Raw genomic sequence first — 25,924 nt, forward strand, 5'->3', positions numbered from 1 at the left:
CTTCCTCCTACCTTATTTCTTCTTGGCTTTTTTATCAGCCGCGTGGCCGCGATAAGTACGAGTCGGCGCGAATTCACCCAGCTTGTGTCCGACCATCTCATCAGAGATGAATACCGGAACGTGCTGACGACCATTATGGACAGCGATGGTCAAACCGATCATGTTTGGAAAGATCGTTGAACGACGGGACCAGGTGCGCAGGGGCTTCTTGTCACCGCTTTCCACCGCTTTCTCTACCTTCTTCAGCAAGTGCAGGTCAATAAATGGACCTTTCTTGAGAGAACGTGGCATGGTTTATCCTCTAAAATTATTTAGTACGGCGACGTACGATGAATTTATCAGTACGCTTGTTGCTGCGGGTCTTCTTACCTTTGGTCTGAACGCCCCACGGAGTAACCGGGTGCTTACCAAAGTTACGACCTTCACCACCACCGTGCGGGTGGTCAACCGGGTTCATCGCCGTACCGCGAACGGTCGGACGTACGCCACGCCAGCGTGCAGCACCTGCTTTACCCAGAACGCGCAGCATATGCTCAGCGTTGCCGACTTCGCCCAGCGTTGCGCGGCAGTCAGATTCGACTTTACGCATTTCGCCAGAACGCAGACGCAGAGTAACGTAAGCACCTTCACGAGCAACGATCTGAACGTAGGCACCAGCAGAACGAGCCAACTGGCCGCCTTTACCTGGTTTCATTTCTACGTTGTGAACCGTTGAACCGACCGGGATGTTACGCATCGGCAGGGTGTTACCGGTTTTGATTGCAGCATCAACACCAGACTGAATCTGGTCACCTGCTTTCAGGCCTTTCGGTGCCAGGATATAACGGCGCTCGCCGTCTTTGTACAGAACCAGTGCGATGTTCGCAGAACGGTTCGGATCGTACTCAAGACGCTCAACAACTGCCGGAATACCGTCTTTGTTGCGTTTGAAGTCAACAATACGGTAAGCCTGTTTGTGGCCACCACCGATATGACGAGTGGTGATACGGCCATTGTTGTTACGACCACCGGATTTGCTGTTTTTTTCCAGCAACGGAGCAAACGGTTTGCCCTTGTGCAGCTCAGGGTTAACCACTTTAACAACGTGGCGACGACCCGGAGATGTCGGTTTACATTTAACAACTGCCATTGTATTACTCCTCCGACTTACTCTGCGCCGCCGATGAAGTCCAGATTCTGGCCTTCTTTCAGGGTGACGTAAGCTTTTTTCCAGTCGCTACGACGACCGATACGCTGTCCATGACGTTTCACTTTCCCTTTAACTACCAGGGTACGTACGTCATTGACTTCGACTTCAAACAGTTTCTGCACGGCAGCTTTGATTTCTGCTTTAGTCGCGTCTTTGGCAACTTTGAGCACGATGGTGTTGTGTTTTTCCATCGCAGTAGACGCTTTTTCAGAAACGTGCGGCGCGCGCAATACTTTCAGCAGACGTTCTTCACGAATCATGCCAGCATCTCCTCAACTTGCTTAACAGCATCAGCAGTCATAACCACTTTGTCGAAGGCGATCAGGCTAACCGGGTCGATACTTGTCACGTCACGCACGTCAACCTTGTACAGGTTACGAGCGGCCAGGAACAGGTTCTCATCCAGTTCACCAGTGATGATCAGCACGTCATCCAGCGCCAGTTCTTTCAGTTTCTGAGCCAGCAACTTAGTTTTCGGCGCTTCAACAGAGAACTTCTCGACAACGATCAGACGATCCTGACGTACCAGTTCGGACAGAATGCTTTTCAGCGCGCCGCGGTACATCTTTTTGTTTACTTTCTGGCTGTGATCCTGAGGCTTGGCAGCGAACGTTACGCCACCAGAACGCCAGATCGGGCTCTTGATAGAACCAGAACGCGCACGGCCAGTGCCTTTCTGACGCCACGGTTTTTTACCGGAACCAGTTACTTCAGCACGGGTCTTCTGAGCGCGAGTACCTTGACGGGCACCTGCTGCATAAGCAACAACAACCTGGTGAACCAGCGCTTCGTTGAAATCACGACCGAAGGTAGTTTCGGAAACAGTCAGCGCGCTTTGCGCGTCTTTCAATACTAATTCCATTGCTATCTCCTCACGCCTTCACAGCCGGTTTAACGATCAGGTCGCTACCGGTTGCACCCGGGACTGCACCTTTAACCAGCAGCAGGTTGCGCTCAGCGTCAACACGTACTACGTCCAGGCTCTGAACAGTGACACGTTCATTACCCAGCTGGCCTGCCATTTTCTTGCCTTTGAACACTTTGCCCGGAGTCTGGTTCTGACCGATAGAACCCGGAACACGGTGAGACAAGGAGTTACCGTGGGTAGCATCCTGAGTGCGGAAGTTCCAGCGCTTAACGGTACCGGCAAAGCCTTTACCTTTAGAAGTACCGGTAACGTCTACTTTTTTAACGTCAGCGAAGATTTCAACGCTGATGTTCTGCCCTACCGCAAATTCTTCACCGTCAGCAAGACGGAATTCACGCAGAACGCGACCAGCTTCAACACCCGCTTTAGCGAAATGGCCCGCTTCCGGTTTAGTCACACGGTTAGCTTTTTTAGCACCGGTAGTGACCTGAACAGCACGGTATCCGTCGTTCTCCAGGTCTCTGACCTGAGTTACGCGGTTTGCTTCAATTTCGATTACGGTTACGGGGATAGAAACGCCTTCTTCAGTGAAGATGCGGGTCATACCCACTTTTTTACCGACTAAACCAATCATTGTTTCAACCTCTCAATCGCTCAATGACCTGATTAACCCAGGCTGATCTGCACGTCTACACCGGCAGCCAGATCCAGACGCATCAGAGCATCAACGGTTTTCTCAGTTGGCTCAACGATGTCAACCAGACGCTTGTGAGTGCGGATTTCGTACTGATCGCGCGCGTCTTTGTTAACGTGCGGAGAGATCAGAACGGTAAAGCGCTCTTTGCGGGTCGGCAGCGGAATCGGACCGCGAACCTGCGCACCAGTGCGCTTGGCAGTCTCGACAATTTCCGCAGTTGATTGATCGATCAGACGATGATCAAACGCTTTCAGGCGGATACGGATTCTTTGGTTCTGCATGAGACCAGAGCTCCAATTATTTATAAACGAAAGTAATTACTCCTCGAGCCCATTACGATTGATGGGAGAGTGTAATCGTTCACAGTACGTAACCCCCATATCGGGGATATTGTTTGGCGGGCTTATTGCCTGCCTGCGGATTCATAACGAATCAGGCCTACCATTTCAGGTAGGCCCGCGCATTATACGTATATTTGTTCAGGAAGCAACCTAAAGATGAAACTCGGGGATTTAATTGAAGCGTGGTGATTATGCTTCTTCTTTCAGTTGAGTCTGTAGGTAATTCTGGATACCTAATCTGGCAATCAGTTCCAGTTCCGTTTCCAGCCAGTCGATGTGCTCTTCTTCATCTGCCAGCACGCTGATCATAAGGTCGCGGCTGACATAATCTCGCACCGAGTCAGCATAAGCGATAGCCTCACGCAAACTCTTTGCTCCTTCGAGCTCTAATGCCAGGTCAGAGCGCAGCATTTCCTCTACATCTTCGCCAATATTCAGCTTGCCAAGGTCTTGTAAATTCGGGATACCTTCCAGAAACAAGATCCGCTCGATGTAGCGATCAGCATGTTTCATTTCATCAATAGACTCATGGTATTCATGGTCATTAAGGCGCTTAAGCCCCCAGTTCTTAAACATTCGGGCATGCAAAAAATACTGGTTAATCGCAACCAACTCGTTGCCCAACAGCTTATTCAAATGAGTAATGACGTTTTTATCACCTTTCATAGCTCGACTCCTCCGCTCCAGTACTAAAAAGTGTAGAAGCGCTTCAGGCAGAGTCAAAAAGCTGGCTGGTTTGGTTATGCAACTTGGTTTAATTGCGCATTTTTTGTCATTTCATCATCAATAATCAGCCGAGCCTGACGCAGGCATTTTCCACATTCCGTGCCAACGGGAATGAACTGCTTTAATTGTTTGAGAGACACCGTGCGATGTTGGCGAACAACCTGCCGAATGACTTTATCGGAAATTGCATTACACAAGCAGATATACATACACGAATCACTCACTTTTTAATCAGCCACCCGTATAGTAAATAAGAATGGTTTTTATTTCAATTACCAAAAAGACTAATAAAAAAGGGTACCGAAGTACCCTTTTCATTTCGTATGTGAGTTATTGCTTATTAAGCGATAACTTTGGCAACCACGCCAGCACCTACGGTACGGCCACCTTCACGGATTGCGAAACGCAGACCGTCGTCCATCGCGATCGGCGCGATCAGGTTTACGACCATCTTGATGTTGTCGCCTGGCATCACCATTTCCACGCCTTCCGGCAGTTCGATGGTGCCTGTCACGTCAGTGGTACGGAAGTAGAACTGCGGACGGTAGCCTTTGAAGAACGGCGTGTGACGGCCACCTTCGTCTTTGCTCAGAATATACACTTCAGATTCGAACTGAGTGTGCGGCTTGATTGAACCCGGTTTAGCCAGTACCTGACCACGCTCAACTTCATCACGTTTGGTACCACGCAGCAGAACGCCAACGTTCTCGCCTGCACGGCCTTCGTCCAGCAATTTGCGGAACATTTCAACGCCGGTACAGGTGGTTTTCGTGGTGTCTTTGATACCCACGATTTCCACTTCTTCGCCCACTTTAACGATGCCGCGCTCTACACGACCGGTCACGACAGTACCACGGCCAGAGATAGAGAATACGTCTTCGATCGGCAGCAGGAACGGCTTGTCAATCGCACGCTCAGGTTCCGGGATGTAGCTGTCCAGCGCTTCGGCCAGTTCGATGATTTTCGCTTCCCACTCGGCTTCGCCTTCCAGCGCTTTCAGCGCGGAACCGCGGATAACCGGCGTGTCGTCGCCTGGGAAGTCGTACTGAGACAGCAGCTCACGCACTTCCATCTCAACCAGTTCCAGCAGCTCTTCGTCATCAACCATGTCGCATTTGTTCAGGAACACGATGATGAACGGAACGCCGACCTGACGACCCAGCAGGATGTGCTCACGCGTCTGCGGCATCGGGCCGTCAGTCGCAGCAACAACCAGGATAGCGCCGTCCATCTGGGCTGCACCGGTGATCATGTTTTTCACGTAGTCGGCGTGCCCTGGGCAGTCAACGTGCGCGTAGTGGCGAGTCGGGGTATCGTATTCAACGTGAGAGGTGTTGATGGTGATACCACGCGCTTTTTCTTCCGGTGCGTTATCGATCTGGTCGAATGCACGAGCCTGACCACCGTAGGTTTTTGCCAGAACGGTAGTGATGGCAGCGGTCAGCGTTGTTTTACCATGGTCAACGTGGCCGATAGTACCGACGTTAACGTGCGGTTTTGTACGTTCAAATTTTTCTTTAGACACGGCTATATTCCTTACTCAAATGCTCTCCCCTCATGGAGAGAGCACGGGATCAATGTTTTGTTAAACCCGAGTGATTTACTACGGGTTTATTACTTACGACGGGCTTCAATAACAGCCTGAGCAACGTTGTTCGGTGCATCATCGTACTTCAGGAACTCCATGGAGTAAGAAGCACGACCTTTGGTCAAAGAACGCAGCTGGGTTGCATATCCGAACATTTCAGACAGCGGCACTTCAGCATGAATCACAACGCCAGTCACGTTGGATTCTTGACCACGCAGCATACCACGACGACGGCTAAGGTCACCGATGACGTCACCGGTGTTCTCTTCTGGCGTTTCTACTTCAACCTTCATGATAGGCTCAAGCAGAACAGGGTTCGCTTTACCAAACGCCGCTTTAAAGGCAATAGAGGCAGCCAGTTTAAACGCCAGTTCGGAGGAGTCAACGTCATGGTAAGAACCGAAGTGCAGACGCACGCCGAGATCAACCACCGGGAAGCCAGCCAGCGGACCCGCTTTCAGCTGCTCCTGAATACCTTTATCAACGGCCGGGATGTATTCACCAGGAATAACACCACCTTTGATATCGTTGACGAACTCGTAACCTTTCGGATTTGAGCCCGGCTCCAGCGGATACATGTCGATAACAACGTGACCATACTGACCACGACCACCAGACTGTTTGGCGTGTTTACCTTCAACATCGGTAACTTTAGCGCGAATCGCTTCGCGGTAAGCAACCTGCGGTTTACCGACGTTTGCTTCTACGTTGAACTCACGCTTCATACGGTCAACGATGATGTCGAGGTGCAGCTCGCCCATGCCCGCGATGATGGTCTGGTTCGATTCTTCGTCAGTCCATACGCGGAAAGACGGGTCTTCTTTCGCCAGACGGCCCAGAGCCAGACCCATTTTTTCCTGGTCAGCTTTGGTTTTCGGTTCTACGGCGATGGAGATAACCGGTTCCGGGAATTCCATACGCTCCAGAATGATCGGGTGATCCGGGTTACACAGGGTGTCACCAGTAATCACGTCTTTCAGACCGATAGCCGCAGCGATGTCACCCGCACGAACTTCTTTAATTTCTTCACGCTTGTTGGCGTGCATCTGAACGATACGACCAAAACGCTCACGCTCAGATTTCACTGAGTTCAGCACAGTGTCGCCGGAGTTAACCACACCGGAGTACACGCGGAAGAAGGTCAGGTTACCCACGAACGGGTCGGTTGCGATTTTGAACGCCAGTGCAGAGAACGGCTCGTCATCGCTGGCGTGACGCTCAGCTGGGGTGTCTTTACCGTCGTCCAGCATACCTTTGATTGCCGGAACATCTGTCGGAGCCGGCAGATAGTCAATAACGGCGTCCAGCATTGCCTGAACACCTTTGTTCTTGAACGCAGAACCACAGGTAACCAGGATGATTTCATTATTCAGAACGCGCTGACGCAGAGCAGTCTTGATTTCTGCTTCAGTCAGCTCTTCACCGCCCAGGTATTTTTCCATCAGCTCTTCGGAAGCTTCAGCGGCGGATTCAATCAGATTCTGATGCCATTCGTCAGCCAGATCCTGCATGTCAGCCGGGATATCTTCGTAAACGAAGGTGGTACCCTGGTCTGCTTCGTTCCAGTTGATGGCTTTCATTTTCACCAGGTCAACAACACCGGTGAATGCTTCTTCAGCACCAATAGCCAGTTGCAACGGAACCGGGTTGGCACCCAGACGCGCTTTAATCTGGTCAACCACTTTCAGGAAGTTCGCGCCCATACGGTCCATTTTGTTAACGAACGCGATACGCGGAACTTTATATTTGTTTGCCTGACGCCATACGGTTTCAGACTGCGGCTGAACACCACCTACCGCACAGTAAACCATCACTGCGCCATCCAGTACACGCATGGAACGTTCTACTTCAATGGTGAAGTCAACGTGCCCCGGGGTGTCGATGATGTTGATGCGGTGCGGTTCATACTGTTTAGCCATACCGGACCAGAAAGCGGTGGTCGCAGCGGAGGTAATGGTAATACCACGCTCCTGTTCCTGCTCCATCCAGTCCATGGTCGCGGCGCCGTCGTGAACTTCACCGATTTTGTGGTTTACACCGGTGTAGAACAGAATACGTTCAGTGGTAGTGGTTTTACCGGCGTCGATGTGTGCACTGATACCGATATTACGATAGCGTGCAATGGGTGTTGTACGAGCCATTTGTTTCCTCTATTCCTAGGGCGTTCAAAGTAGTAAAACCCAAGCGGGTTAGCCTGTTGAGCGCCCGCTGGGTTATTAACGTCTACGCAGGGATTACCAGCGGTAGTGAGCGAACGCCTTGTTGGCTTCAGCCATACGGTGAACGTCTTCACGTTTCTTCACAGCAGTACCTTTGTTGTCTGCTGCATCAGAAAGTTCGTTCGCCAGGCGCAAAGCCATGGATTTATCACCGCGTTTACGAGCAGCTTCAACGATCCAACGCATAGCCAGAGCATTGCGACGAACCGGACGAACTTCAACTGGAACCTGATAAGTAGAACCACCAACGCGACGAGACTTCACTTCGACAGTCGGACGCACGTTATCCAGTGCTGCTTCAAAGGCTTCCAGATGGTCTTTACCTGAACGCTGAGCCAGGGTTTCCAGCGCAGTATAGACGATAGCTTCTGCGGTAGATTTTTTACCATCTACCATCAGGATGTTGACGAATTTAGCCAGCAGTTCTGATCCGAATTTCGGATCTGGCAGAATTTTACGCTGACCAATGACGCGACGACGTGGCATGGAAATACTCCGTTGTTAATTCAGGATTGTCCAAAACTCTACGAGTTTAGTTTGACATTAAAGTTAAAACGTTTGGCCTTACTTAACGGAGAACCATTAAGCCTTCGGCTTCTTCACGCCGTATTTGGAACGGGATTGCTTACGGTCTTTAACACCAGAGCAGTCCAGCGCGCCACGGACGGTGTGGTAACGCACACCTGGCAGGTCTTTAACACGACCGCCACGGATCAGGATCACGGAGTGTTCCTGAAGGTTATGACCTTCACCACCAATGTAGGAGGTAACTTCAAAACCGTTAGTTAAACGAACACGACATACTTTACGCAGTGCAGAGTTCGGTTTTTTCGGAGTGGTGGTATATACACGGGTACATACACCACGTTTCTGCGGGCAGGCTTCCAGCGCCGGAACGTTGCTTTTAGCAACCTTCAGAGAGCGTGGCTTGCGTACCAGCTGGTTAATTGTTGCCATTCAAAAAGCTCCTGGTTTTTGCTTCGTAAACACGTAATAAATCTCCTCATACCAGACAGAGGCAAAGCATGAGGACGCAGAATTTTAGGACTGGCCGGGTAAGGAGTCAAGAAATATACAAAAAGGTGAAATCACCAGGCCAGTTGCCGGGCATGCAGGGCAGTCAGTCTCACGAACTCAGTATAGTCAACCAGCGTGACCATGGTGGAAATTTGCGCAGAAAGGCCACGCGCGTGCACATCTTCTATCAAGGCGTAAACAGGTGCGGGACAGGATGCGCACAGGTGCTCCCAGGCTAACGAACCGTCAATGGCCGCAATCACGCCGTCTTGTATCAGCAAAAGCGCATCATCAGCCGTGACCATTCGCAGTAATGCGGGCAAATCGGTGTGATAAGGCGAATGGGAAAGCGTATGTAGCATGGCAGGCAACTCAAAAAGTCAGCACCGTATCATACGTATTCAGTATGGCACGCAGTGCATCAGGGGCCAGTAATTCGACATCCAGCACCCAGTTTGTCTGGGGTGATACACCACGCTGGCGCATTGACGTTTCACACAGGTAGCAGTGTTCGATGTCATAAAGCGGCAACACGCCGAACGTAGCAATATAATTACGCATCAAAATTTTATCGGGTTGCTGTGCAGGGAGTAGCTGGAATACGCCATCGGCAATAAAGAAAACGCCAATCTCTTCGGTAAGTGCCGACATCGCCAGCAACGCATCCAGCCCTTCGCGCCCGGCGGAGTTACCGTGGGGCGGCTGGGTAAACACAAAGGCAACGCGACCGGCCATCTTACGTCTTCTCCACAACTAGATATCGCTAAAACTGAACGACGCGGTCACAGGTGAGCACAGACTCGGACAACTCGCCCAGCCCGCTTAACGCGAACCCTGGCTGAAGGTTAGTGCCTGTCAGGTTTAACTGCTCTGCCTGTTGAGTATCGGTTACGCCACGCCGTAGCGCGGCTGCCACACACACGTTCAGCGCTACCTGATGCGTCTGTGCCAATTGCTGCCAGGCACGAATCAGGTCAAACTCATCACTGGCCGGGGCGGTGAGCTGGTTCGCATTCAACACCCCTTCGCGATAGAAAAACACCCGTTCTAACCGGTGCCCTTGAGCAAGCAGCGCCTGCGCAAACTGGAAAGCACTGCTGGCTTGCTGTGTACCATACGCCGGGCCAGTCACCAGCAGGCAGTAACGCAACATCACCGATCGTGCCCGCTGAAGTCGCCACTTTTGAACTGGCGGATGTACAAATACACCGTGTGCTTGGAGATATTTAACCGATCTGCCACCTGGTTAATGGCATCTTTGATGTCAAAAATCCCTTTTTCATACAGGTTGAGCACAATCTGGCGGTTTTTGGCATTGTTGGATACGCTGCGGTCAGCATTCACCTCTTCGATGGTAAATTCCAGCGTCTGTGCCACCAGCTCATCAACCGAGGAGGCAAAATTCACCGAAGAAGCCACTTCCTTGATTTCTGGCGGCAGGAAGGTTTGCATAATCTGAGAGAACGGCACATCAAGGTTCATATTGATGCACAATAAGCCAATCACACGCTGCTCACGGTTGCGAATAGCAATGGTCACGGATTTCATTAGCACACCGCTCTTGGCGCGCGTGAAGTAAGCTTTGGAGACGCTGCTATCCTCACCGGCCATATCATGCAACATGCGCAGCGCCAAATCGGTAATGGGTGAGCCGATTTTACGTCCGGTATGTTCACCGTTTGCAATGCGCACAGCCGAACACTTCAGGTCTTCCAACGAATGCAACACTATCTCGCAATGATCGCCAATCAACATCGCCAGACCGTCAACCACCGCTTCATACGATTTCAGTATCTCGTAATCCGTTGGCAGAAACGGGCGCTGGTCCAGTAAGTCAAGATCATGGGATTCGCCATTCACAAGCGAAGTAGACATGACAGGCACCACCCTCAACGTCATTATCATTGTATTTGACAGGGCAATAAGTTTATCAAATAACCCCGACCTCGTCCTTTGTATTTCACGTTACGCTCGCACTGTGGCATCTTAAGGTTGAGTTAATTTACGCTCTTTAGAGTGCGTCACATCACGTTTTTCCGCATGGATGGCCAATCCTCATGTTTAAAATGCCTCGAATCTCCCGCCCAGTCTGGAGCAGCTTTACTTATAACCTGATATTTTCCGCTTTTATCACACTGGTACAAAACGTTGCCTATTACCGTCAGGTTTCTCATTTAGTCGAGGTCACAACCCTGCGCGATGGTCTGTTTTTAGCGTCCATGCCGTTAGTGATTTTTTCTGTTTTGAATATTCTTTTAATTCTGCTTTGTTTTTCCTGGCTACGTCAGATAGTGGTAGCGCTGCTGCTCATCGGCGGCGCGGCCGTGCAATATTTCATGATTAATTACGGCATCATCATCGACCGCATCATGATGCAAAATGTGTTTGAAACCACCGCCGCCGAGTCAATGGCTCTGGTGACACCGCAATATGTCATCTGGTTAACGTTGCTGGGTATCCTACCTGCGCTGGTGGCGTTATGGATAAAAATCAAGCCGATGCCGTTAACTTACCTGGCCGTCGGGGCGCGTTGCCTCCATGTCATGGTATCGATTATGGCCATTTTGCTGGTAGCCGCGTTTTTCTATAAAGATTACGCTTCACTGATGCGCAACAATAAAGAACTGGTCAAATCACTGACTCCCAGTAACCTGATTTTCGCCAATATTTCGTATTACCGACACCGTGCACAGAGTAATCTGCCGTTAGTGCAAATTGGTCAGGATGCGCATAAAAAGCCGACACCATCTGATAATGGCAAGAAAAACCTGGTCATTCTGGTCGTAGGAGAAACCTCTCGCGCCGAAAATTTCTCCCTCGGCGGTTACAGCAAGCCGACCAACCCACGGCTGACCAAGCAAAACGTGGTCTACTTCAGCCAAACCACCTCTTGCGGCACCTCTACCGGTGTTTCCGTTCCCTGTATGTTTTCCAACATGCCAAGAGACAGCTATGACGAGCAACTGGCATCGCACCAGGAAGGGTTGCTGGATGTTCTGCAACATGCCGATGTTAACGTGCGCTGGCACGAAAATGATGGCGGTTGCAAAGGCGCTTGCGCCCGGGTTGCCACGCAAGACATCATTAACCTGAACCTGCCGGAACTGTGTTCAAACGGTGAGTGTCTTGACGAAGCGCTGTTTAGCGGCCTGGAAGAACACATTAACCAATTGAATAATGACGGTATTATCGTACTGCATACTATGGGCAGCCACGGGCCGGCCTATTATCAACGTTACCCTGACACCTTCAAGGTATTTACCCCAAGCTGTGACACGAACCAAATCCAAACGTGCTCACGAGAATCATTAATCAATACTTACGACAATACGATTCTCTACATAGACTATATTGTTGATAAGGCAATTAATGTCTTGAAAGGGCATCAGGATAAGTTTAATACCGCTTTGGTCTACCTCTCTGACCACGGCGAGTCTCTGGGTGAGGATGGGGTGTATTTGCACAGCATGCCGTATGCCATCGCCCCGACACAGCAAACGCATATCCCGATGCTCATGTGGTTTTCCAGCGGCTATCAGCAACAATTTGCCATTAATGACAGCTGCATGCGTAAACAAGCCAGCGAGCAGCGTTTCTCCCAGGACAATTTGTTCCATACCGTTCTGGGCATGTTTAACATTGCGACCCAGGAATATCAGGCATCGCTTGATATCCTGCAATCGTGTCGGGGCACTTCATGAAACTGTTGATTGTTGAAGATGATGCGTTGTTACAGGAAGGGTTGTTACAGGCGATGCGCCACGAGGGTTATGTGTGTGATTGCGCCGCCACCGCCCGCGAAGCAGACGCACTGATTGTTAGCGCCCACTATAGCCTGGTGGTGCTGGATTTGGGGCTACCCGATGAAGATGGCCTCACCTTGCTGGGCCGCTGGCGGCGGAATAATTACAAGCAGCCGGTGTTGATCCTGACCGCTCGCGACACGGTAGATGACCGCGTAATCGGCCTCGATGTCGGGGCGGATGATTACATGATAAAACCCTTTGCACTGAGCGAATTTCAGGCCCGGGTTCGGGCGCTGATACGCCGTCATCAAGGTTCCAGCGATAGCTGGATCCGGGTGGATAACATTACGCTTGATCTCAACAATCAGCAGGTGATGCTGGATGAGAAACCGGTGGTGCTGACGCCCAAAGAGTTTGCGATTTTGTCGCGGCTTATCTTAAAAGCCGGCTCTCAGGTGCACCGCGAAGTGCTGCATCAGGATCTCTACAGTTGGGATGATGACCCCTCCTCCAATTCACTGGAAGTTCACATCCACAACCTGCGGCAGAAAATTGGTAAAAACCGCATCAAAACGCTGCGTGGCTTTGGTTATCTGTTAACCAAGGACGATCAATCATGAAGCTATTTCCACGCCCTTCTCCACTGGAGCGTACCGCCAGTATCCGTACCCGATTAATTCTGACGCTGGGGTGCATTTTACTGGTCTGCCAGTTATTGAGTGTGGTTTGGCTGTGGCACGAAAGTGAAGAGCAGATTCAGTTACTGGTGGAGCAGACGCTACACGCAACAGACCTCAATCAGGACATTGAGCTTGAGGTTCATGAAGCCATTGCCTCGCTAAGTATTCCAAGCCTGGTGATGGTGATTGCCTCACTGGTGATGTGCGCCCATGCCGTGAACTGGATAACCCGGCCATTGCTCAAACTTCAGGACGAATTGCACAATCGCACGGCAGAAAACCTGGAACCGCTGCAACAGCGTAGCGACGTCACCGAAATCGCGGCGGTCATCGCCAGCATGAATCAGCTCTTCGTCCGTTTTAGTGAGTCGCTGCGCCGTGACAGGCAGTTTGCCTCGAATGTCGCTCATGAGCTGCGCACGCCACTGGCAGGCATCAGGCTGAGTCTGGAACTGCACGAACAACTGCACCATATTGATTGCCAGCCATTAATAAAACGCGTGGATCAACTGACAAAAACCATTGAACAACTGTTATTGCTGGCCCGTGCCAGTAACGAGCTGGCTGCCGGGCATTATGAGATGATCTCGCTGCTGGAGGACGTCATCGCCCCCAAACAGGACGAACTGGAAGAAATGGTCGCACTACGCCATCAGCAGCTTAACTGGCGACACCCGGCACACATCAGACGCGTGCCGGGCAACATGACGTTGATACAACTGCTGTTACGCAATCTGGTGGAAAATGCGCATCGCTATAGCCCGGAAAACAGCACTATCACTATTACCATCACTGAACACGATGATGACAGTACCGAGTTTATTGTCGCCGATGAAGGGCCGGGCATTAACGAATCACAGGTCGGTGAATTGACCAAAGCCTTTGTGCGTATGGATACCCGCTATGGCGGTATAGGCCTTGGGCTGAGTATTGTCACCCGTATCGTGCAACTGCATTACGGCGAGTTTTTTCTGGAAAATCGCAGCGACAGAACCGGAACCCAGGCGCGGGTGGTATTTCGATACCGCGATGATGGCCTGGCAGGCTATGAGCCGCAGGGCGCGGCCTGAAAGGCTGAATAACGCGCTTGTCAGTGACGTATCCTGAGACAAAAAAATACCGCCGGTGTTGCGCACCAGCGGTATTTTTTGTGCCTGCGCCCTGCTGTCAGGCGCGGCCATAACGCTTATTGCAACGCACTTACTGTGCGGTTTTCTTCGCTTTTTCGTCAGCCGGTTTTTCAGCTTTTGCGGCATCAGCCTTCGGTGCATCAGCGGCTTTCGCTTCGGCATCCGCTTTGATATCCAGCAATTCAACTTCAAACACCAGCGTAGAGTTAGCCGGAATACCCGGCACGCCCGCTTCGCCGTAAGCCAGTGCCGGTGGGATCACAAGCTTGATCTTGCCGCCCTTCTTCACATGCTTGAGGCCTTCTGTCCAGCCGGGAATAACGCCATCCAGACGGAAAGAGAGCGGCTCGCCGCGTTTGTAGGAGTTATCAAACTCCGCACCATCAACCAGTGAGCCTTTGTAGTTCACAACAACGGTGTCACTGTCTTTCGGTGCATTACCGGTTCCTTCTTTATCTACCTGATAAAGCAGGCCGGATTCGGTTTTCTTCACGCCCTTCTCTTTAGCAAAGGTATCGCGATATTTGGTGCCTTTATCCGCGTTATCTTTCGCATCCTGCTTCATTTTCGTCTGGGCGGCTTCTTTAACGCGGCCCTCAAATGATTGCAGCGTTTTCTCTATCTCTTCATCAGACAGTTTGCTCTTGTCTGCAAACGCATCCTGTACCCCCTGGATCAACTGCTGCTTATCCAGTTTGATACCCAATTTTTCCTGTTCTTTCAGGGAATTATCCATGTAACGACCCAAAGAAGCGCCCAGTGCATACGCGGCAGCTTCTTCGTCGCTCTTGAATTTTGACGGTGCAGCTTTCGTCGCATCAACCGCAGCCGGTGCAGCATTTGCCGCATCCGTGGTTTTAACCGCTTCTTCAGCCATAACACCCGTGCTCAAGGCCAGTCCCATAGCCGCCGTCAACAGCGTGACTTTAAACAGTGATTTCATCCATCTCTCCAACATTCGGAGCACCATGCCCCGGCAACATTAACATTTCGCCAGCTACTATAACGTCGTGCATAAAGACAATACAACGACGTGCCGCACCGGATAGCGAAAAATTCCGCCCCGCCGTCAGCGCGCGCGATGACATGCGGTTTTACTACCAGAAATTTCCGCTTTCTGACACACTCTGCGCACATCGCAGCGGAGGAAACACAATGTCACTATCATCACTGGAGCAACGGCTCGAATTGCTGGAAAGCCGCCTGGCCTTTCAGGATATGACCATTGAGGAGTTGAACCAGATTGTGGTTCAGCACGAACTGGAAATGGCGCGGTTGCGCGAGCAATTGCGGCTGATGACCGAAAAACTGCGCACAGCCTCGCTTTCCATGATTGCCTCGCAATCTGAAGAGACGCCACCGCCGCATTACTGAATCACTGCCAGCAGCACCCGGTGCGTCACAAGCGGCCTGCCCCACGGGCAAGCGGGTCAGGCAGTCAGGCTTTACGCCACTGCCGGGGGCTGATGCCGAACCAACGGCGAAACGCGCGGGAAAAGGCACTGACCTCAGAATAACCGAGTAAAAACGCCATTTCGGAAATCGACAGCTGGCGCTGTTGCAGATAGTGCGTGGCCATTTCACAGCGCACCTTCTCCACCAGTTGGGTAAAGGTGATGCCCTCTTCTTTCAGGCGGCGCTGTAAAGACCAACTCGAGAGTCCTAACTGTTCGGCCACCTCTTCCAGTGCCGGTTCGCCCTGCGGCAGCGCCTGGCGTAACCGCGCCCGCGCCATCTCAACCACACTTTGCTGCGGCACGTCGCTATTGAGCTGGCGTAGCGCATCCTGCACCACCAGCAGCAACAGCGGGTCATGTTCCGGCATGGCCCGCATCACATCCCGTTTAGGGATCAGCAAGGAGTTGAACGGTTGGTCAAAATAGACTGGCGCATCAAACACTTTACAGTGCTCATGCCACTGCTCGGGGCGGGGATGTTCAAAATGCACTGCACGGGGAGCCCAGTTTTTACCGGCAGCATGACGAATCAGGTTTAAGATCATCCCCAGTGTCAGTTCCGCATCCTGACGGCAGTGCAAGATTGCACCGTGGCGCACCTGATAGTCAAAGCGCCAGCAGTCACCTTTATCCACCAGACGGATCAGGGTGTCGTGCTGATGAAACGGGAAAGCGGTGACGACGTTATGCAATGCCTGCTCCAGCGTGGCACTGCATAACCCGACATAGCCTATCAACCCAAGGGACTGCGGTTTAAATTGCCTGCCATAGTGCAAACCGAAGTTATCACAGGCGGAATAACGCGCGGCTTCTTCCAATACCCGGCAATAGTTAACCAACCCGACACTCAGCGTCGGGCAGCCGAGCCGTTCCGGGTCAATACCGCTGATGCCCAAAATGCGATCGACATCGCCGCCCTTCTCACCAATAAACGCCGTCAGGCCGGATGCCGCCGCGGCCAGAACCCCGTGGTGCCCGATGGGTAACGCCGCAAGCGGCGGGAGTCGAAAAGAGGGGTTTTCCATGATGCTGCCTCACACAACCGACACAATATTATCAACCTGCAATTTCCATACCATTCATAACGCATTGATAAACATCGGGTCATATGGATAAGGCGGCCATCAAGGCACTGGCGGACAGCGCTGTTTGCGCGGTTATGGTGCACCCAGCGGGCAAAGATGCCGCACATTCCGCTAGCCGCTGCGCATCAGTGGATGAGGCGCAGCGGCTGGCTCAGGCTCCCACCGGCAAGGCACAGTTTTCCAGATAGCGGCGGCACAGCCGCACACTGTGCGCACTCCAGTCAGCCCCCAGGCTAATCGCCTGCTCCGTCTGGCTATGGGAACCGACCCAGGCCATCAGTTGAATACGCCGCTGAATCAGCAACGCCGGGATAACCGCCTTATCCTCTGCGCTCAACGGACAGATACGCTGATAGCCTGCCAGCCAGCCGTTTACCCAGTCCGGCGCGCTGGGGTGATGTTCCACAAAACTGATAGCCGCCGCCAGATCGTGCAAATACCAGCTAAAACCGCAATCATCAAAATCAATCACCCGGGTTTCCCCCGCGTGCAGCAACAAATTGGTGAGGCGGAGATCGGCGTGAATCAACCCGTAACGCTGGCTATCCTTACCATATGCCGCCAGCGTTTCACGCACCTGTGCCAGGGTTTCTTCAATAATCGGGTGATCCGCCGCGTGCAGGTTCGGCGCGTCCTGCCAGCGCCCCCAATGCCCCCTGGGCCCGACCATCGTCTCGTGATCCCAGATGATGCGACGAAAGCCTTGCGGTGCAGCCCAGCGGCGACTGTGCTGATGCAGCCGGGCGGTGATGGCCCCAAGTTGTTCGAAAGCCGCCGCATCGACGGCGGTCGTCGGCATCACGCCGTCAATCCAGTGGAATAACACCACGTTGCGAGTGGTGCCATCATCCATGATGACGGTTTGCACCTTCTCGCCATCCAGCCCGCTGAGCGCCTGCGGTACGGTAATTCCCTCGGCACGCAGCGCATCAAGCCACAGCAGCTCGCAGGCTATCTCCTCACGCTGATGGTAGCCGGGGCGATGAATACGCATCGCATAGCGCTTGCCCTGCGCCTGCAAGCTGTAAGTGGCATTCTCCGAGCGACACAACAATGCCAGAGAGCCCTGCAACACCGCCGGGTAACGTTGCATCGCCCGCGCGGCCAACTGGTCAAGAGTAGTGTTATCAAGCGTATCGTACTGTTCAGCCATATCCTGTTGCCCCACGGTTATCTTATCCAACGGGGTGCCCGTGACAGGGCACTGCCAGGCTTTCAGGATGAAATCTCTTGTGCTGTGATGCTTGACGCAAAACCATCATTACTTGACCGCACACCACCTCCCCCCATCCGGCGGCAGGCCGTTTGACCGCAGAGCGCAAAAATCTCCGGGTTGGTGTCAAGTCACCGGCACAGCGCTGGCGCATTATCGGCAACAAGCGGGCCTCCCGGCACCTCCGGCAGGCTAACGGCATGACAAAGATACCCAGCGCACGGACAAAAACCATGCCCCGCCTCAATCAACGAATCGCCATACGGTTCTGAGAAACCCGCCATTTAGCGGACGGTTAACCATCCATTTTTTAGCCATCAATGGTGATGAGAACCGGTTGTTTTCATCCCACGTCTTATAGGGGAGAGCGTCATGACAACGCAGTTAAAACCCACTTTGGGTACGCTTCATCTGTGGGGGATCGCCGTTGGTCTGGTGATTTCCGGTGAATATTTTGGCTGGAGTTATGGCTGGGGGGTAGCGGGGACACTGGGCTTTCTCGTCACCACGTTAATTATTGCCGCCATGTACACCTGTTTTATTTTCAGTTTTACCGAGCTGACTACCGCCATTCCGCACGCCGGTGGCCCGTTTGCCTACAGCCGCCGCGCCTTTGGTGAAACGGGCGGGTTGATTGCCGGTATGGCTACGCTTATCGAGTTCGTATTCGCACCGCCTTCTATCGCCATGGCAATTGGCGCGTACCTGAATGTGCAGTACCCCTCTCTTGACCCGCGTTATGCCGCAACCGGTGCGTATCTTATCTTTATGTCGCTCAATATTCTGGGCGTGAAACTCGCCGCCATGTTTGAGCTGTGCGTGACGGTGCTGGCGGTTATCGAGTTGCTGGTGTTTATGGGCGTGGTGGCACCGGGTTTTAGCGTCAGCCATTTTGTCGCCAACGGCTGGGCTGGCAGCGACCAGTTCGGCAGCCCGGCGATTGCCGGTATTTTTGCCGCCATCCCTTTTGCTATCTGGTTCTTTTTAGCGATTGAGGGCGCGGCAATGGCGGCGGAAGAAGCCAAAGACCCGCAGCGCACCATTCCTAAAGCCTACATCGGCGGCATTATTACGCTGGTGGTACTGGCCCTGGGGGTGATGGTGATGGCCGGAGGTGTCGGCGACTGGCGCACCCTCTCTAATATTAACGACCCGCTGCCACAGGCTATGAAAGCAGTCGTTGGCGAAAATTCAGGCTGGATGCACATGCTGGTGTGGATTGGGTTATTTGGGCTTATCGCCAGTTTTCACGGCATTATTCTCGGCTATTCACGGCAATTCTTTGCACTGGCGCGCGCCGGGTATCTGCCTGCCGGGCTGGCGAAACTGTCGCGCTTTCAGACACCGCACCGCGCCATTCTGACCGGCGGCGTTATCGGTATTGCGACCATCTTTAGCGACAACTGGATTCATCTACAGGACATGAACCTGACGGCCGCCATGATTACCATGGCCGTGTTCGGTGCCAATGTGATGTACATGATGAGTATGCTGAGCCTGTTTCGCCTGCGTCGTACCGAACCGATGTTAACGCGCACTTTCCTGGCCCCCGGCTACCCGGTATTGCCCGCGATTGCCCTGGGGCTCTCCGTCATCTGCCTGATAGCGATGCTGTGGTTCAACCCGGTTATTGGCGGGCTGTTTATCGTGCTGATGCTGGCAGGGTACAGCTATTTCCTGATGACGCGCACCCAGCGCGATAACGCCCCGCAAGATGCCATGCTGGTCGGCAAAGAGTAACCGGTTTTACTGACACCCGGGGTTTAACGCACGGCTTCATCCCCTTCTCCCCTGAGGAGAGGGGGAGTGTATCAAAGCTATTGAGGGGTGGAGCCGCGTATAAAAAAAGGCCGCAAACGCGGCCTTTTCAAAGAAGGGTCAATCAGTGGTGGCAACCGCAGCCGCCGTTACCGCCGCAACCACCTTTACCATGCTCATGGTCGTGGTCGTGGCCATGACCGCCGCAGCAGCCTTCATGATCGTGGTCGTGATCGTGTGCGCCATGCACATGACCGTGCTCCAGCTCTTCTGCTGTTGCTTCGCGGATAGCAACCACTTCCACGTTGAATTTCAGGTTCTGGCCCGCCAGCATGTGGTTGCCATCAACCACAACGTGGTCGTCCTGCACCTCGGTGATTTCCACCGGCACCGGCCCCTGATCGGTATCGGCCAGAAAACGCATGCCAACCTGCAATTCATCTACGCCAACAAACACGTCTTTCGGCACACGCTGCACCAGGTTGTCATCGTATTCGCCGTAGGCGTCGTTAGCACCGACGCTAACGTCGAAATGTTCACCCACATCACGGCCTTCCAGCGCTTTTTCCAGACCGGAAATCAGCGAACCGTGACCGTGCAGATAGTCCAGCGGTGCGCTCACCGGAGACTCATCAACCAATACTCCATCTTCCGTACGTACCTGATAGGCCAGGCTGACCACCAGGTCTTTTGCTACTTTCATGATATCTCCTAGCGTTGGAAATCAATTTTGCGCAAATTGTAGCGGAAAATTGCCCCTCTGTACTGTCCGGGGGAAAAAAACTCTCGGCGATCGCGCCGGCGGGCGAACACCGGCGCAAGCCACGCAGGTCAAGCCCCTCGGTTTTATTGCGGGCGAAACAGGCCGATTATCTCGCCCGCCGGCACAGAGGTTGCCTTCGGCGGCGCATCGGACTGGCTCTGCTGATAGCCGCACTGCACGCAGACCACAATGTCCTCTTCCCCTTCTCGCCCGACAGCCAGCGTATCCTGTGTCTGGCATTTCGGGCAGACGGCACCGGCAATAAAACGTTTTCGTGTGGTGACTTTTTGCATGATGCTCCTCATGGGTAATACGTCTGGCGGCAGTGCAGGCCCGTTACGCGCGGTTAAAACTCATCCCAGTCATCTGGCCTGCGCCGCTCTCGCTGCATTTCGCGTTCAAAAATATCTTCCAGCTCACGCCGAGCTTCTTTCACACGGGAAATTTGCGCCACGTCGCCCTGGGTTTGTGGCATCAGCTCTCGCAGCATGCGCATGTCGAGCCGCCGAAAATGCTGCTGTGCCCGATAAGCCTGATGCGGGTGCATACCCAGCGTAATCAGCGTCTTACGCCCTAGCTCCAGTGCGCTGGAAAACGTTTCACGCGAAAATTGCGTCACACCCGATTTCAACAATTCATGGGCTTCAACGCGCCCGCGTGCCCGCGCCAGAATTTCCAGATTGGGAAAATGTTGCTGGCACAGGTGCACAATGGTCATGGTGTCTTCCGGTTCATTACAGGTAATCACGATGGATTGAGCCTGTTCAGCTCCGGCCGCCCGTAGCAGTTCAAGTTCCGTCGCATCACCGTAATAGACCTTATAGCCATAGCTGCGCATCAGGCTCACGGCGCTGATATCACGCTCCAGTACGGTAATGCGCATTTTGTTGGCCATCAGCAGGCGGGCAATCACTTGGCCGAAACGGCCAAAGCCGACCACTATCACCTGCGGCTCATCGTTTTCTACGTAGGGGGCTTCATCCGGCTCATCGATGGCATTGAAACGGCGCGCCAGAATGCGGTCAATCACCTGCATTAACAGCGGTGTGACCATCATCGATAGCGTGACAGTCACCAGCAACAGCGGCAATTGCCCGCCTTTCAGTACCTTGTGAGCCGCCGCTGACGAGAACAACACAAAGGCGAACTCGCCGCCCTGACTCAACACCCCGGCAAACTGCAAGCGCTCCGAGGAACGCAAGCCATATAAACGCGCCAGCAGGTACAAAATCAGCCCCTTGACCACCACCAGAATCGCCACCGCTGATAGCACCATCAGAATATTGGCGTACAGCACACCAAGATTCAGCGCCATGCCGACCGAGATGAAAAACAGCCCCAGCAACAGCCCTTTGAACGGCTCGATGGCAATTTCCAGTTCGTGGCGGTACTCACTTTCCGCCAGCAGCACCCCCGCAATAAAGGTGCCAAGCGCCATTGACAGCCCCAGCGCATCCATAAACAGCGCAGAGCCTAATACCAACAACAGGGCAGCGGCAGTAAACACCTCGCGTACCCCGGAAGCCGCGATAAAGCGGAACAACGGCCGTACCAGATACCGCCCGCCAATCAACATGCCGCCGAAGGCCACGACTTTCAGCCCCACCTGATTCCAGTCATCCAGCTCGCCTTGCACACCCGCCAGCACCGGGATCAACGCCAGCGCCGGGATCACCGCCAGATCCTGAAACAGCAGTACCGAAAAGCCAAGCTGACCGGACTCGTTGCGGTTCATGCCCTTTTCACGCATCAATTGCAGCGCAATCGCCGTCGATGACATCGCAAGCCCAATACCGCCAATTAACGCCGACTGCCAGGAAAAACGGTTCAGATACAACACACTGCCGAGTACCGCCGCACAAATCAGTACCTGTGCCGCGCCAATGCCAAAAATGGAGCGCCGCAGCCGCCAAAGTTTATCCGGCTCCAGTTCCAGGCCGATGATAAACATCAGAAACACGACACCCAGCTCGGAAAAATGCAAAATGGCATCGACATCACGAATAAATCCCAGCCCCCAAGGGCCGATAGCAATCCCGGCCAGCAGGTAGCCCAGTACCGCGCCAATCCCCAGACGGGCGGCAATCGGCACCATCAACACCGCCACAAATAAAAACAGCACGCCCGCATTTAGCAACGAAGAGGATGTTTCCATGCTCTAGAGTTCCCCCGGAAGAAAGGGCGAGGCCAGCCAGTCGCCGTAGGCTCTGGCATGATCCTGCAATACACCGGGCGGCAGACGCCGGGCCCAGTAAATGACCAGTGGCGATAACCAGTTCATGTGACACATCTCGGCGGTCATTTCAAACGGCCTTAAAACATCATCCATCGTGTAACGGTTGATGCCTGACGCGTGATAGGCATCTTCCTGCTCACCGGTGGTGACAACCGAACGCCAATACTTGCCCGTCAGCGCCGTACCGCCGACACCGTTGGCAAAGCCACGGGCCAGCACCCGGTCCATCCACTCTTTTAGCAAGGCCGGACAACTGTAGGTGTAAAGCGGATGCTGAAAAACAATCAACTGATGTTCCCGCAGCAACTGCTGTTCATGATGAATATCAATAAAAAAATCAGGGTAGTGCGCGTAAAGATCGTGCACAGTGACATGCCCGCACTGACGGGCATAATGCAATAACAGCTTATTCGCGACCGAACTCTGTAATTCCGGATGGGCAAACAGCAGCAAAATCTTCGGTGGCTGCGACATCATTCCCCTCCAAAGCGTCGTCATTGTAGGTATTTTCGGCTACCATGCGATGCAGTAATACAAGCAGCAATACGGCAGGGCGTAGCCGTCCTGACAGTTGCTCAGTAATTTAACATATTTGAACATTTGGCGCGTTATGATTGTTTTCTCTTCATTGCAAATTCGACGCGGTACACGGGTACTGCTGGATAACGCCTCAGCCACGATTAACCCCGGCCAAAAAGTGGGCCTGGTGGGGAAGAATGGCTGTGGTAAATCAACCCTGTTGTCACTGCTGAAAGGGGAAATCAGCGCCGATGGCGGCAGCATGACGTTTCCACAAAACTGGGCGCTGGCCTGGGTGAATCAGGAAACCCCGGCGCTGGCGCGCTCCGCGATTGACTACGTGATTGACGGCGATCGTGAGTTCCGGCAACTGGAAGCAGAGCTGGATGCCGCCAATACGCATAATGATGGCCATGCCATCGCCACCTTGCACGGCAAGCTGGATGCGATACAAGCCTGGACAATCCAGTCCCGCGCCGCCAGCCTTCTCAACGGGCTCGGTTTTCAGCAAGAACAATTGCAACGTTCCGTCAGCGATTTCTCCGGTGGCTGGCGTATGCGCCTGAATCTGGCGCAGGCACTGATTTGCCGCTCTGACTTGCTGCTGCTCGACGAACCGACCAACCACCTGGATTTGGATGCGGTCATCTGGCTGGAGAAATGGCTGAAAAGCTACCCCGGTACGCTGGTGCTCATCTCCCATGACCGCGACTTTCTTGACCCGATTGCCAATAAAATCCTGCATATCGAGCAGGAAACGCTGTTTGAGTACACCGGCAATTACACCTCGTTTGAGCAGCAACGTGCGACGCGGCTGGCCCAGCAGCAGGCGCTCTACGAGCACCAGCAGGAGCGCGTCACCCACCTGCAACACTATATTGACCGCTTTCGTGCCAAGGCCAGCAAGGCCAAGCAGGCACAAAGCCGCATCAAAATGCTGGAGCGCATGGAGCTGATTGCGCCCGCGCATGTCGATAACCCGTTCCGCTTCAGTTTCCGGGTGCCAGAAGCATTGCCCAACCCGCTGTTGCGTATGGAAAAAGTCAGCGCAGGCTATGGCGATCGCCTGATCCTCGACTCCATTAAACTCAATCTGGTACCGGGTTCACGCATTGGTTTGCTGGGTCATAACGGGGCCGGGAAATCGACGCTTATCAAGCTGCTGGCCGGTGAAATCCAGCCCTTTAGCGGCGATATCGGCCTGGCCAAAGGCGTGCGCCTTGGCTATTTCGCCCAGCATCAGTTGGAGTTTCTGCGCGCAGACGAATCACCTATCCAGCATTTAACCCGGCTGGCTGAACGGGAAACCGAGCAGCAACTGCGTGATTATCTGGGCGGCTTCGGTTTTCGCGGCGATAAAGTCACCGAGCACACCGAGCGCTTTTCCGGTGGTGAAAAAGCGCGGCTGGTGCTGGCGCTCATCGTCTGGCAGCGCCCGAACCTGCTGCTGCTCGATGAACCGACCAACCACCTTGACCTCGATATGCGTCAGGCACTGACCGAAGCATTGATTGATTTTGAAGGCGCGCTGGTGGTGGTATCGCACGACAGGCACCTGATCCGCTCCACCACCGATGACCTCTATCTGGTGCACGGCGGCAAGGTCGAGCCGTTTGATGGCGACCTGGAGGACTATCAGCAATGGCTGCTGGATGCGCAAAAGCAGGACAACAGCGCAGATAGCGTGCCGAAAGAAAATGCCGCCAACAGCGCGCAATCGCGCAAAGAGCAAAAGCGCCGGGAGGCGGAGCTGCGCACGCTCACGCAACCATTGCGTAAGCAAATCAGCCAGCTTGAACAGCAAATGGAGAAACTGCAGGCCACGCTCAGTACGCTGGAAGAGCGCCTTTCGGATAGCGCCCTTTACGACGCCAGCCGTAAAAGCGAGCTAACCGACTGCCTGCAACAGCAAAGCAGCACCAAAACCGCACTGGAAGACGCGGAAATGGCGTGGCTGGACGCGCAAGAGCAGCTTGAGCAGTTCCTGCGTGAAGCGGAAAACCCGGCGTAAGGCATACACTGGCGTTAATCACGGCGCGGCCTGAAAGCCCGCCGTGCGTCACACCAGACTAGTGCCAGACCATCAACACGCAGGTGGCCGTCAGCACGCCCATCGCCAGATTGAATATTTTCCAGGCGCGCGGGCTTTGCAGCAGGCGGCCTATCAGCGCGCCAAACCCTAACCAGATAAACCCGGCGACCAAATTAACGCTGAACATTGCGATACTGATAGCGACCACCGAGCCGACATAGCCTTCACCGGCAAGGCTAAAACCAGCCACTGCGCCCAATGCCATTAACCAGGCTTTCGGGTTAAGAAACTGCAACAGCCCGCCCTGGTAGAACGGCATTGGCCGTGAGGGCGCACTCTCGGTATCAAGCCGCTCATAAGCGGCGGTGGCGATTTTCCATGACAACCAGAGCAGGTAGAGGCTACCCAGTACCTTTAAGGCCAGATGCAGCGTCGGATACAGCAGAATCAGGCTGCCTAATCCCAGCGCCACCAGCAGCAGCATGCTTTGCATACCCAGCATAATGCCTATCATCAGCGGCATTGAGCGCCACAGACCAAAATTGGCCGCCGAGGCGGTAAGTAGCATATTATTAGGGCCTGGCGTAATGGCGGCGACCCACAAAAAACCGAGCATTGAGAAAAACAGACCGACGTGCTCCATGAAACAGCAATCCCTTA

30 protein-coding genes are annotated in these 25,924 nt (G+C 53.4%); 6 read left to right on the forward strand and 24 right to left on the reverse strand.

Features of this window, described 5'->3' with window-relative positions; all coding sequences use genetic code 11:
- Nucleotides 1–12: 12 nt before the first annotated feature.
- The 16 genes from rpsS to DAQ1742_RS18420 form a co-directional block, all read right to left on the reverse strand.
- On the reverse strand, nucleotides 13–291 hold the full coding sequence (gene rpsS, locus DAQ1742_RS18345) for a 30S ribosomal protein S19 (protein ID WP_012764044.1): 279 nt from the start codon (nucleotides 289–291) through the stop codon (nucleotides 13–15).
- A 16-nt stretch (nucleotides 292–307) separates the two neighbouring features.
- Nucleotides 308–1,129, reverse strand: coding sequence for a 50S ribosomal protein L2 (gene rplB, locus DAQ1742_RS18350; RefSeq protein ID WP_035344541.1), 822 nt, complete (start codon nucleotides 1,127–1,129; stop codon nucleotides 308–310).
- A 17-nt stretch (nucleotides 1,130–1,146) separates the two neighbouring features.
- Nucleotides 1,147–1,449, reverse strand: coding sequence for a 50S ribosomal protein L23 (gene rplW, locus DAQ1742_RS18355; RefSeq protein WP_024107520.1), 303 nt, complete (start codon nucleotides 1,447–1,449; stop codon nucleotides 1,147–1,149).
- Entirely contained in the window at nucleotides 1,446–2,051 is a 606-nt protein-coding gene (rplD, locus tag DAQ1742_RS18360) for a 50S ribosomal protein L4 (protein WP_035344543.1), read from the reverse strand. The genes rplW and rplD overlap by 4 nt, the downstream gene beginning before the upstream one ends.
- Nucleotides 2,052–2,061: 10 nt before the next feature.
- Nucleotides 2,062–2,691, reverse strand: a complete 630-nt coding sequence (gene rplC / locus DAQ1742_RS18365; protein ID WP_035344545.1) for a 50S ribosomal protein L3 — start codon at nucleotides 2,689–2,691, stop codon at nucleotides 2,062–2,064.
- A gap of 32 nt (nucleotides 2,692–2,723) precedes the next feature.
- A complete protein-coding gene (rpsJ, locus tag DAQ1742_RS18370; protein ID WP_001181005.1) occupies nucleotides 2,724–3,035 on the reverse strand; it encodes a 30S ribosomal protein S10 in 312 nt (103 codons plus the stop codon).
- A 249-nt stretch (nucleotides 3,036–3,284) separates the two neighbouring features.
- Entirely contained in the window at nucleotides 3,285–3,761 is a 477-nt protein-coding gene (gene bfr / locus DAQ1742_RS18375; protein WP_035344547.1) for a bacterioferritin, read from the reverse strand.
- Between the two features lie 74 nt (nucleotides 3,762–3,835).
- Nucleotides 3,836–4,030 carry a bacterioferritin-associated ferredoxin gene (bfd, locus tag DAQ1742_RS18380; RefSeq protein WP_035344548.1) on the reverse strand — a complete coding sequence of 65 codons (195 nt, stop codon included), beginning with the start codon at nucleotides 4,028–4,030 and terminating at the stop codon, nucleotides 3,836–3,838.
- Nucleotides 4,031–4,161: 131 nt separating this feature from the next.
- Nucleotides 4,162–5,346, reverse strand: a complete 1,185-nt coding sequence (gene tuf / locus DAQ1742_RS18385; RefSeq protein WP_180706188.1) for an elongation factor Tu — start codon at nucleotides 5,344–5,346, stop codon at nucleotides 4,162–4,164.
- A gap of 89 nt (nucleotides 5,347–5,435) precedes the next feature.
- A complete protein-coding gene (gene fusA, locus DAQ1742_RS18390; protein ID WP_035344549.1) occupies nucleotides 5,436–7,550 on the reverse strand; it encodes an elongation factor G in 2,115 nt (704 codons plus the stop codon).
- Nucleotides 7,551–7,643: 93 nt separating this feature from the next.
- Nucleotides 7,644–8,114, reverse strand: coding sequence for a 30S ribosomal protein S7 (gene rpsG, locus DAQ1742_RS18395; RefSeq protein WP_013319707.1), 471 nt, complete (start codon nucleotides 8,112–8,114; stop codon nucleotides 7,644–7,646).
- A 96-nt stretch (nucleotides 8,115–8,210) separates the two neighbouring features.
- On the reverse strand, nucleotides 8,211–8,585 hold the full coding sequence (gene rpsL, locus DAQ1742_RS18400; protein ID WP_012768095.1) for a 30S ribosomal protein S12: 375 nt from the start codon (nucleotides 8,583–8,585) through the stop codon (nucleotides 8,211–8,213).
- 131 nt (nucleotides 8,586–8,716) lie between these two features.
- Entirely contained in the window at nucleotides 8,717–9,007 is a 291-nt protein-coding gene (gene tusB / locus DAQ1742_RS18405) for a sulfurtransferase complex subunit TusB (protein WP_035344550.1), read from the reverse strand.
- A 10-nt stretch (nucleotides 9,008–9,017) separates the two neighbouring features.
- Entirely contained in the window at nucleotides 9,018–9,380 is a 363-nt protein-coding gene (gene tusC / locus DAQ1742_RS18410; protein ID WP_035344551.1) for a sulfurtransferase complex subunit TusC, read from the reverse strand.
- 28 nt (nucleotides 9,381–9,408) lie between these two features.
- A complete protein-coding gene (gene tusD, locus DAQ1742_RS18415; RefSeq protein WP_035344552.1) occupies nucleotides 9,409–9,798 on the reverse strand; it encodes a sulfurtransferase complex subunit TusD in 390 nt (129 codons plus the stop codon).
- Nucleotides 9,798–10,520 carry a helix-turn-helix transcriptional regulator gene (locus DAQ1742_RS18420; protein ID WP_035344554.1) on the reverse strand — a complete coding sequence of 241 codons (723 nt, stop codon included), beginning with the start codon at nucleotides 10,518–10,520 and terminating at the stop codon, nucleotides 9,798–9,800. Before DAQ1742_RS18420 ends, tusD begins: the two co-directional genes overlap by 1 nt.
- A 182-nt stretch (nucleotides 10,521–10,702) precedes the next feature.
- Between DAQ1742_RS18420 and eptA the strand changes: the two genes are divergently transcribed.
- Genes eptA through pmrB form a run of 3 tightly spaced genes read left to right on the forward strand, consistent with a single transcriptional unit; the run spans nucleotide 10,703 to nucleotide 14,141 of the window.
- Complete coding sequence (gene eptA / locus DAQ1742_RS18425; RefSeq protein WP_035344558.1) at nucleotides 10,703–12,346, forward strand: phosphoethanolamine transferase EptA; 1,644 nt, start codon at nucleotides 10,703–10,705, stop codon at nucleotides 12,344–12,346.
- Nucleotides 12,343–13,011 (forward strand): two-component system response regulator PmrA, encoded by a 669-nt coding sequence (gene pmrA / locus DAQ1742_RS18430; RefSeq protein ID WP_035344559.1) that lies wholly within the window; start codon nucleotides 12,343–12,345, stop codon nucleotides 13,009–13,011. The genes eptA and pmrA overlap by 4 nt, the downstream gene beginning before the upstream one ends.
- The gene (gene pmrB, locus DAQ1742_RS18435) at nucleotides 13,008–14,141 is read left to right on the forward strand and encodes a two-component system sensor histidine kinase PmrB (protein ID WP_035344564.1); all 1,134 of its coding nucleotides are present in this window, start codon (nucleotides 13,008–13,010) and stop codon (nucleotides 14,139–14,141) included. Before pmrA ends, pmrB begins: the two co-directional genes overlap by 4 nt.
- Before the next feature lie 130 nt (nucleotides 14,142–14,271).
- Here pmrB and fkpA read toward each other — a convergent pair whose 3' ends face one another.
- On the reverse strand, nucleotides 14,272–15,144 hold the full coding sequence (gene fkpA, locus DAQ1742_RS18440; RefSeq protein WP_067487317.1) for an FKBP-type peptidyl-prolyl cis-trans isomerase: 873 nt from the start codon (nucleotides 15,142–15,144) through the stop codon (nucleotides 14,272–14,274).
- A gap of 212 nt (nucleotides 15,145–15,356) precedes the next feature.
- Here fkpA and DAQ1742_RS18445 point away from each other — a divergent pair, with 212 nt between their 5' ends.
- Nucleotides 15,357–15,575 (forward strand): SlyX family protein, encoded by a 219-nt coding sequence (locus DAQ1742_RS18445; protein ID WP_067487326.1) that lies wholly within the window; start codon nucleotides 15,357–15,359, stop codon nucleotides 15,573–15,575.
- 64 nt (nucleotides 15,576–15,639) lie between these two features.
- On the opposite strand, the gene qhpR is transcribed toward DAQ1742_RS18445, so the two are convergent.
- Both qhpR and DAQ1742_RS18455 read right to left on the reverse strand, forming a co-directional pair.
- Nucleotides 15,640–16,683, reverse strand: coding sequence for an AraC-like transcriptional regulator QhpR (gene qhpR, locus DAQ1742_RS18450; protein ID WP_067487331.1), 1,044 nt, complete (start codon nucleotides 16,681–16,683; stop codon nucleotides 15,640–15,642).
- A 211-nt stretch (nucleotides 16,684–16,894) separates the two neighbouring features.
- Entirely contained in the window at nucleotides 16,895–17,896 is a 1,002-nt protein-coding gene (locus tag DAQ1742_RS18455) for a phosphotransferase enzyme family protein (protein ID WP_035344570.1), read from the reverse strand.
- 432 nt (nucleotides 17,897–18,328) lie between these two features.
- On the opposite strand from DAQ1742_RS18455, the gene eat reads away from it, so the two are divergent.
- Nucleotides 18,329–19,696 (forward strand): ethanolamine permease, encoded by a 1,368-nt coding sequence (gene eat / locus DAQ1742_RS18460; protein ID WP_067487333.1) that lies wholly within the window; start codon nucleotides 18,329–18,331, stop codon nucleotides 19,694–19,696.
- A gap of 142 nt (nucleotides 19,697–19,838) precedes the next feature.
- On the opposite strand, the gene slyD is transcribed toward eat, so the two are convergent.
- From slyD to kefG, 4 genes are all read right to left on the reverse strand, one after another.
- A complete protein-coding gene (slyD, locus tag DAQ1742_RS18465; RefSeq protein WP_035344574.1) occupies nucleotides 19,839–20,417 on the reverse strand; it encodes a peptidylprolyl isomerase in 579 nt (192 codons plus the stop codon).
- A 143-nt stretch (nucleotides 20,418–20,560) separates the two neighbouring features.
- Complete coding sequence (locus tag DAQ1742_RS18470) at nucleotides 20,561–20,770, reverse strand: YheV family putative zinc ribbon protein (RefSeq protein ID WP_051124127.1); 210 nt, start codon at nucleotides 20,768–20,770, stop codon at nucleotides 20,561–20,563.
- 53 nt (nucleotides 20,771–20,823) lie between these two features.
- Nucleotides 20,824–22,632 carry a glutathione-regulated potassium-efflux system protein KefB gene (gene kefB, locus DAQ1742_RS18475; protein WP_035344578.1) on the reverse strand — a complete coding sequence of 603 codons (1,809 nt, stop codon included), beginning with the start codon at nucleotides 22,630–22,632 and terminating at the stop codon, nucleotides 20,824–20,826.
- A 3-nt stretch (nucleotides 22,633–22,635) separates the two neighbouring features.
- Complete coding sequence (gene kefG, locus DAQ1742_RS18480) at nucleotides 22,636–23,187, reverse strand: glutathione-regulated potassium-efflux system ancillary protein KefG (RefSeq protein WP_067487336.1); 552 nt, start codon at nucleotides 23,185–23,187, stop codon at nucleotides 22,636–22,638.
- Between the two features lie 136 nt (nucleotides 23,188–23,323).
- Between kefG and DAQ1742_RS18485 the strand changes: the two genes are divergently transcribed.
- Nucleotides 23,324–25,243, forward strand: a complete 1,920-nt coding sequence (locus DAQ1742_RS18485) for an ABC transporter ATP-binding protein (RefSeq protein WP_035344582.1) — start codon at nucleotides 23,324–23,326, stop codon at nucleotides 25,241–25,243.
- 58 nt (nucleotides 25,244–25,301) lie between these two features.
- Here the strand turns inward: DAQ1742_RS18485 and DAQ1742_RS18490 are convergent, their stop codons facing one another.
- Entirely contained in the window at nucleotides 25,302–25,907 is a 606-nt protein-coding gene (locus DAQ1742_RS18490) for a LysE family translocator (protein WP_035344584.1), read from the reverse strand.
- Between the last annotated feature and the right edge of the window lie 17 nt (nucleotides 25,908–25,924).

Origin of the sequence: Dickeya aquatica (genome assembly GCF_900095885.1) — a bacterium.
Classification (GTDB): domain Bacteria; phylum Pseudomonadota; class Gammaproteobacteria; order Enterobacterales; family Enterobacteriaceae; genus Dickeya; species Dickeya aquatica.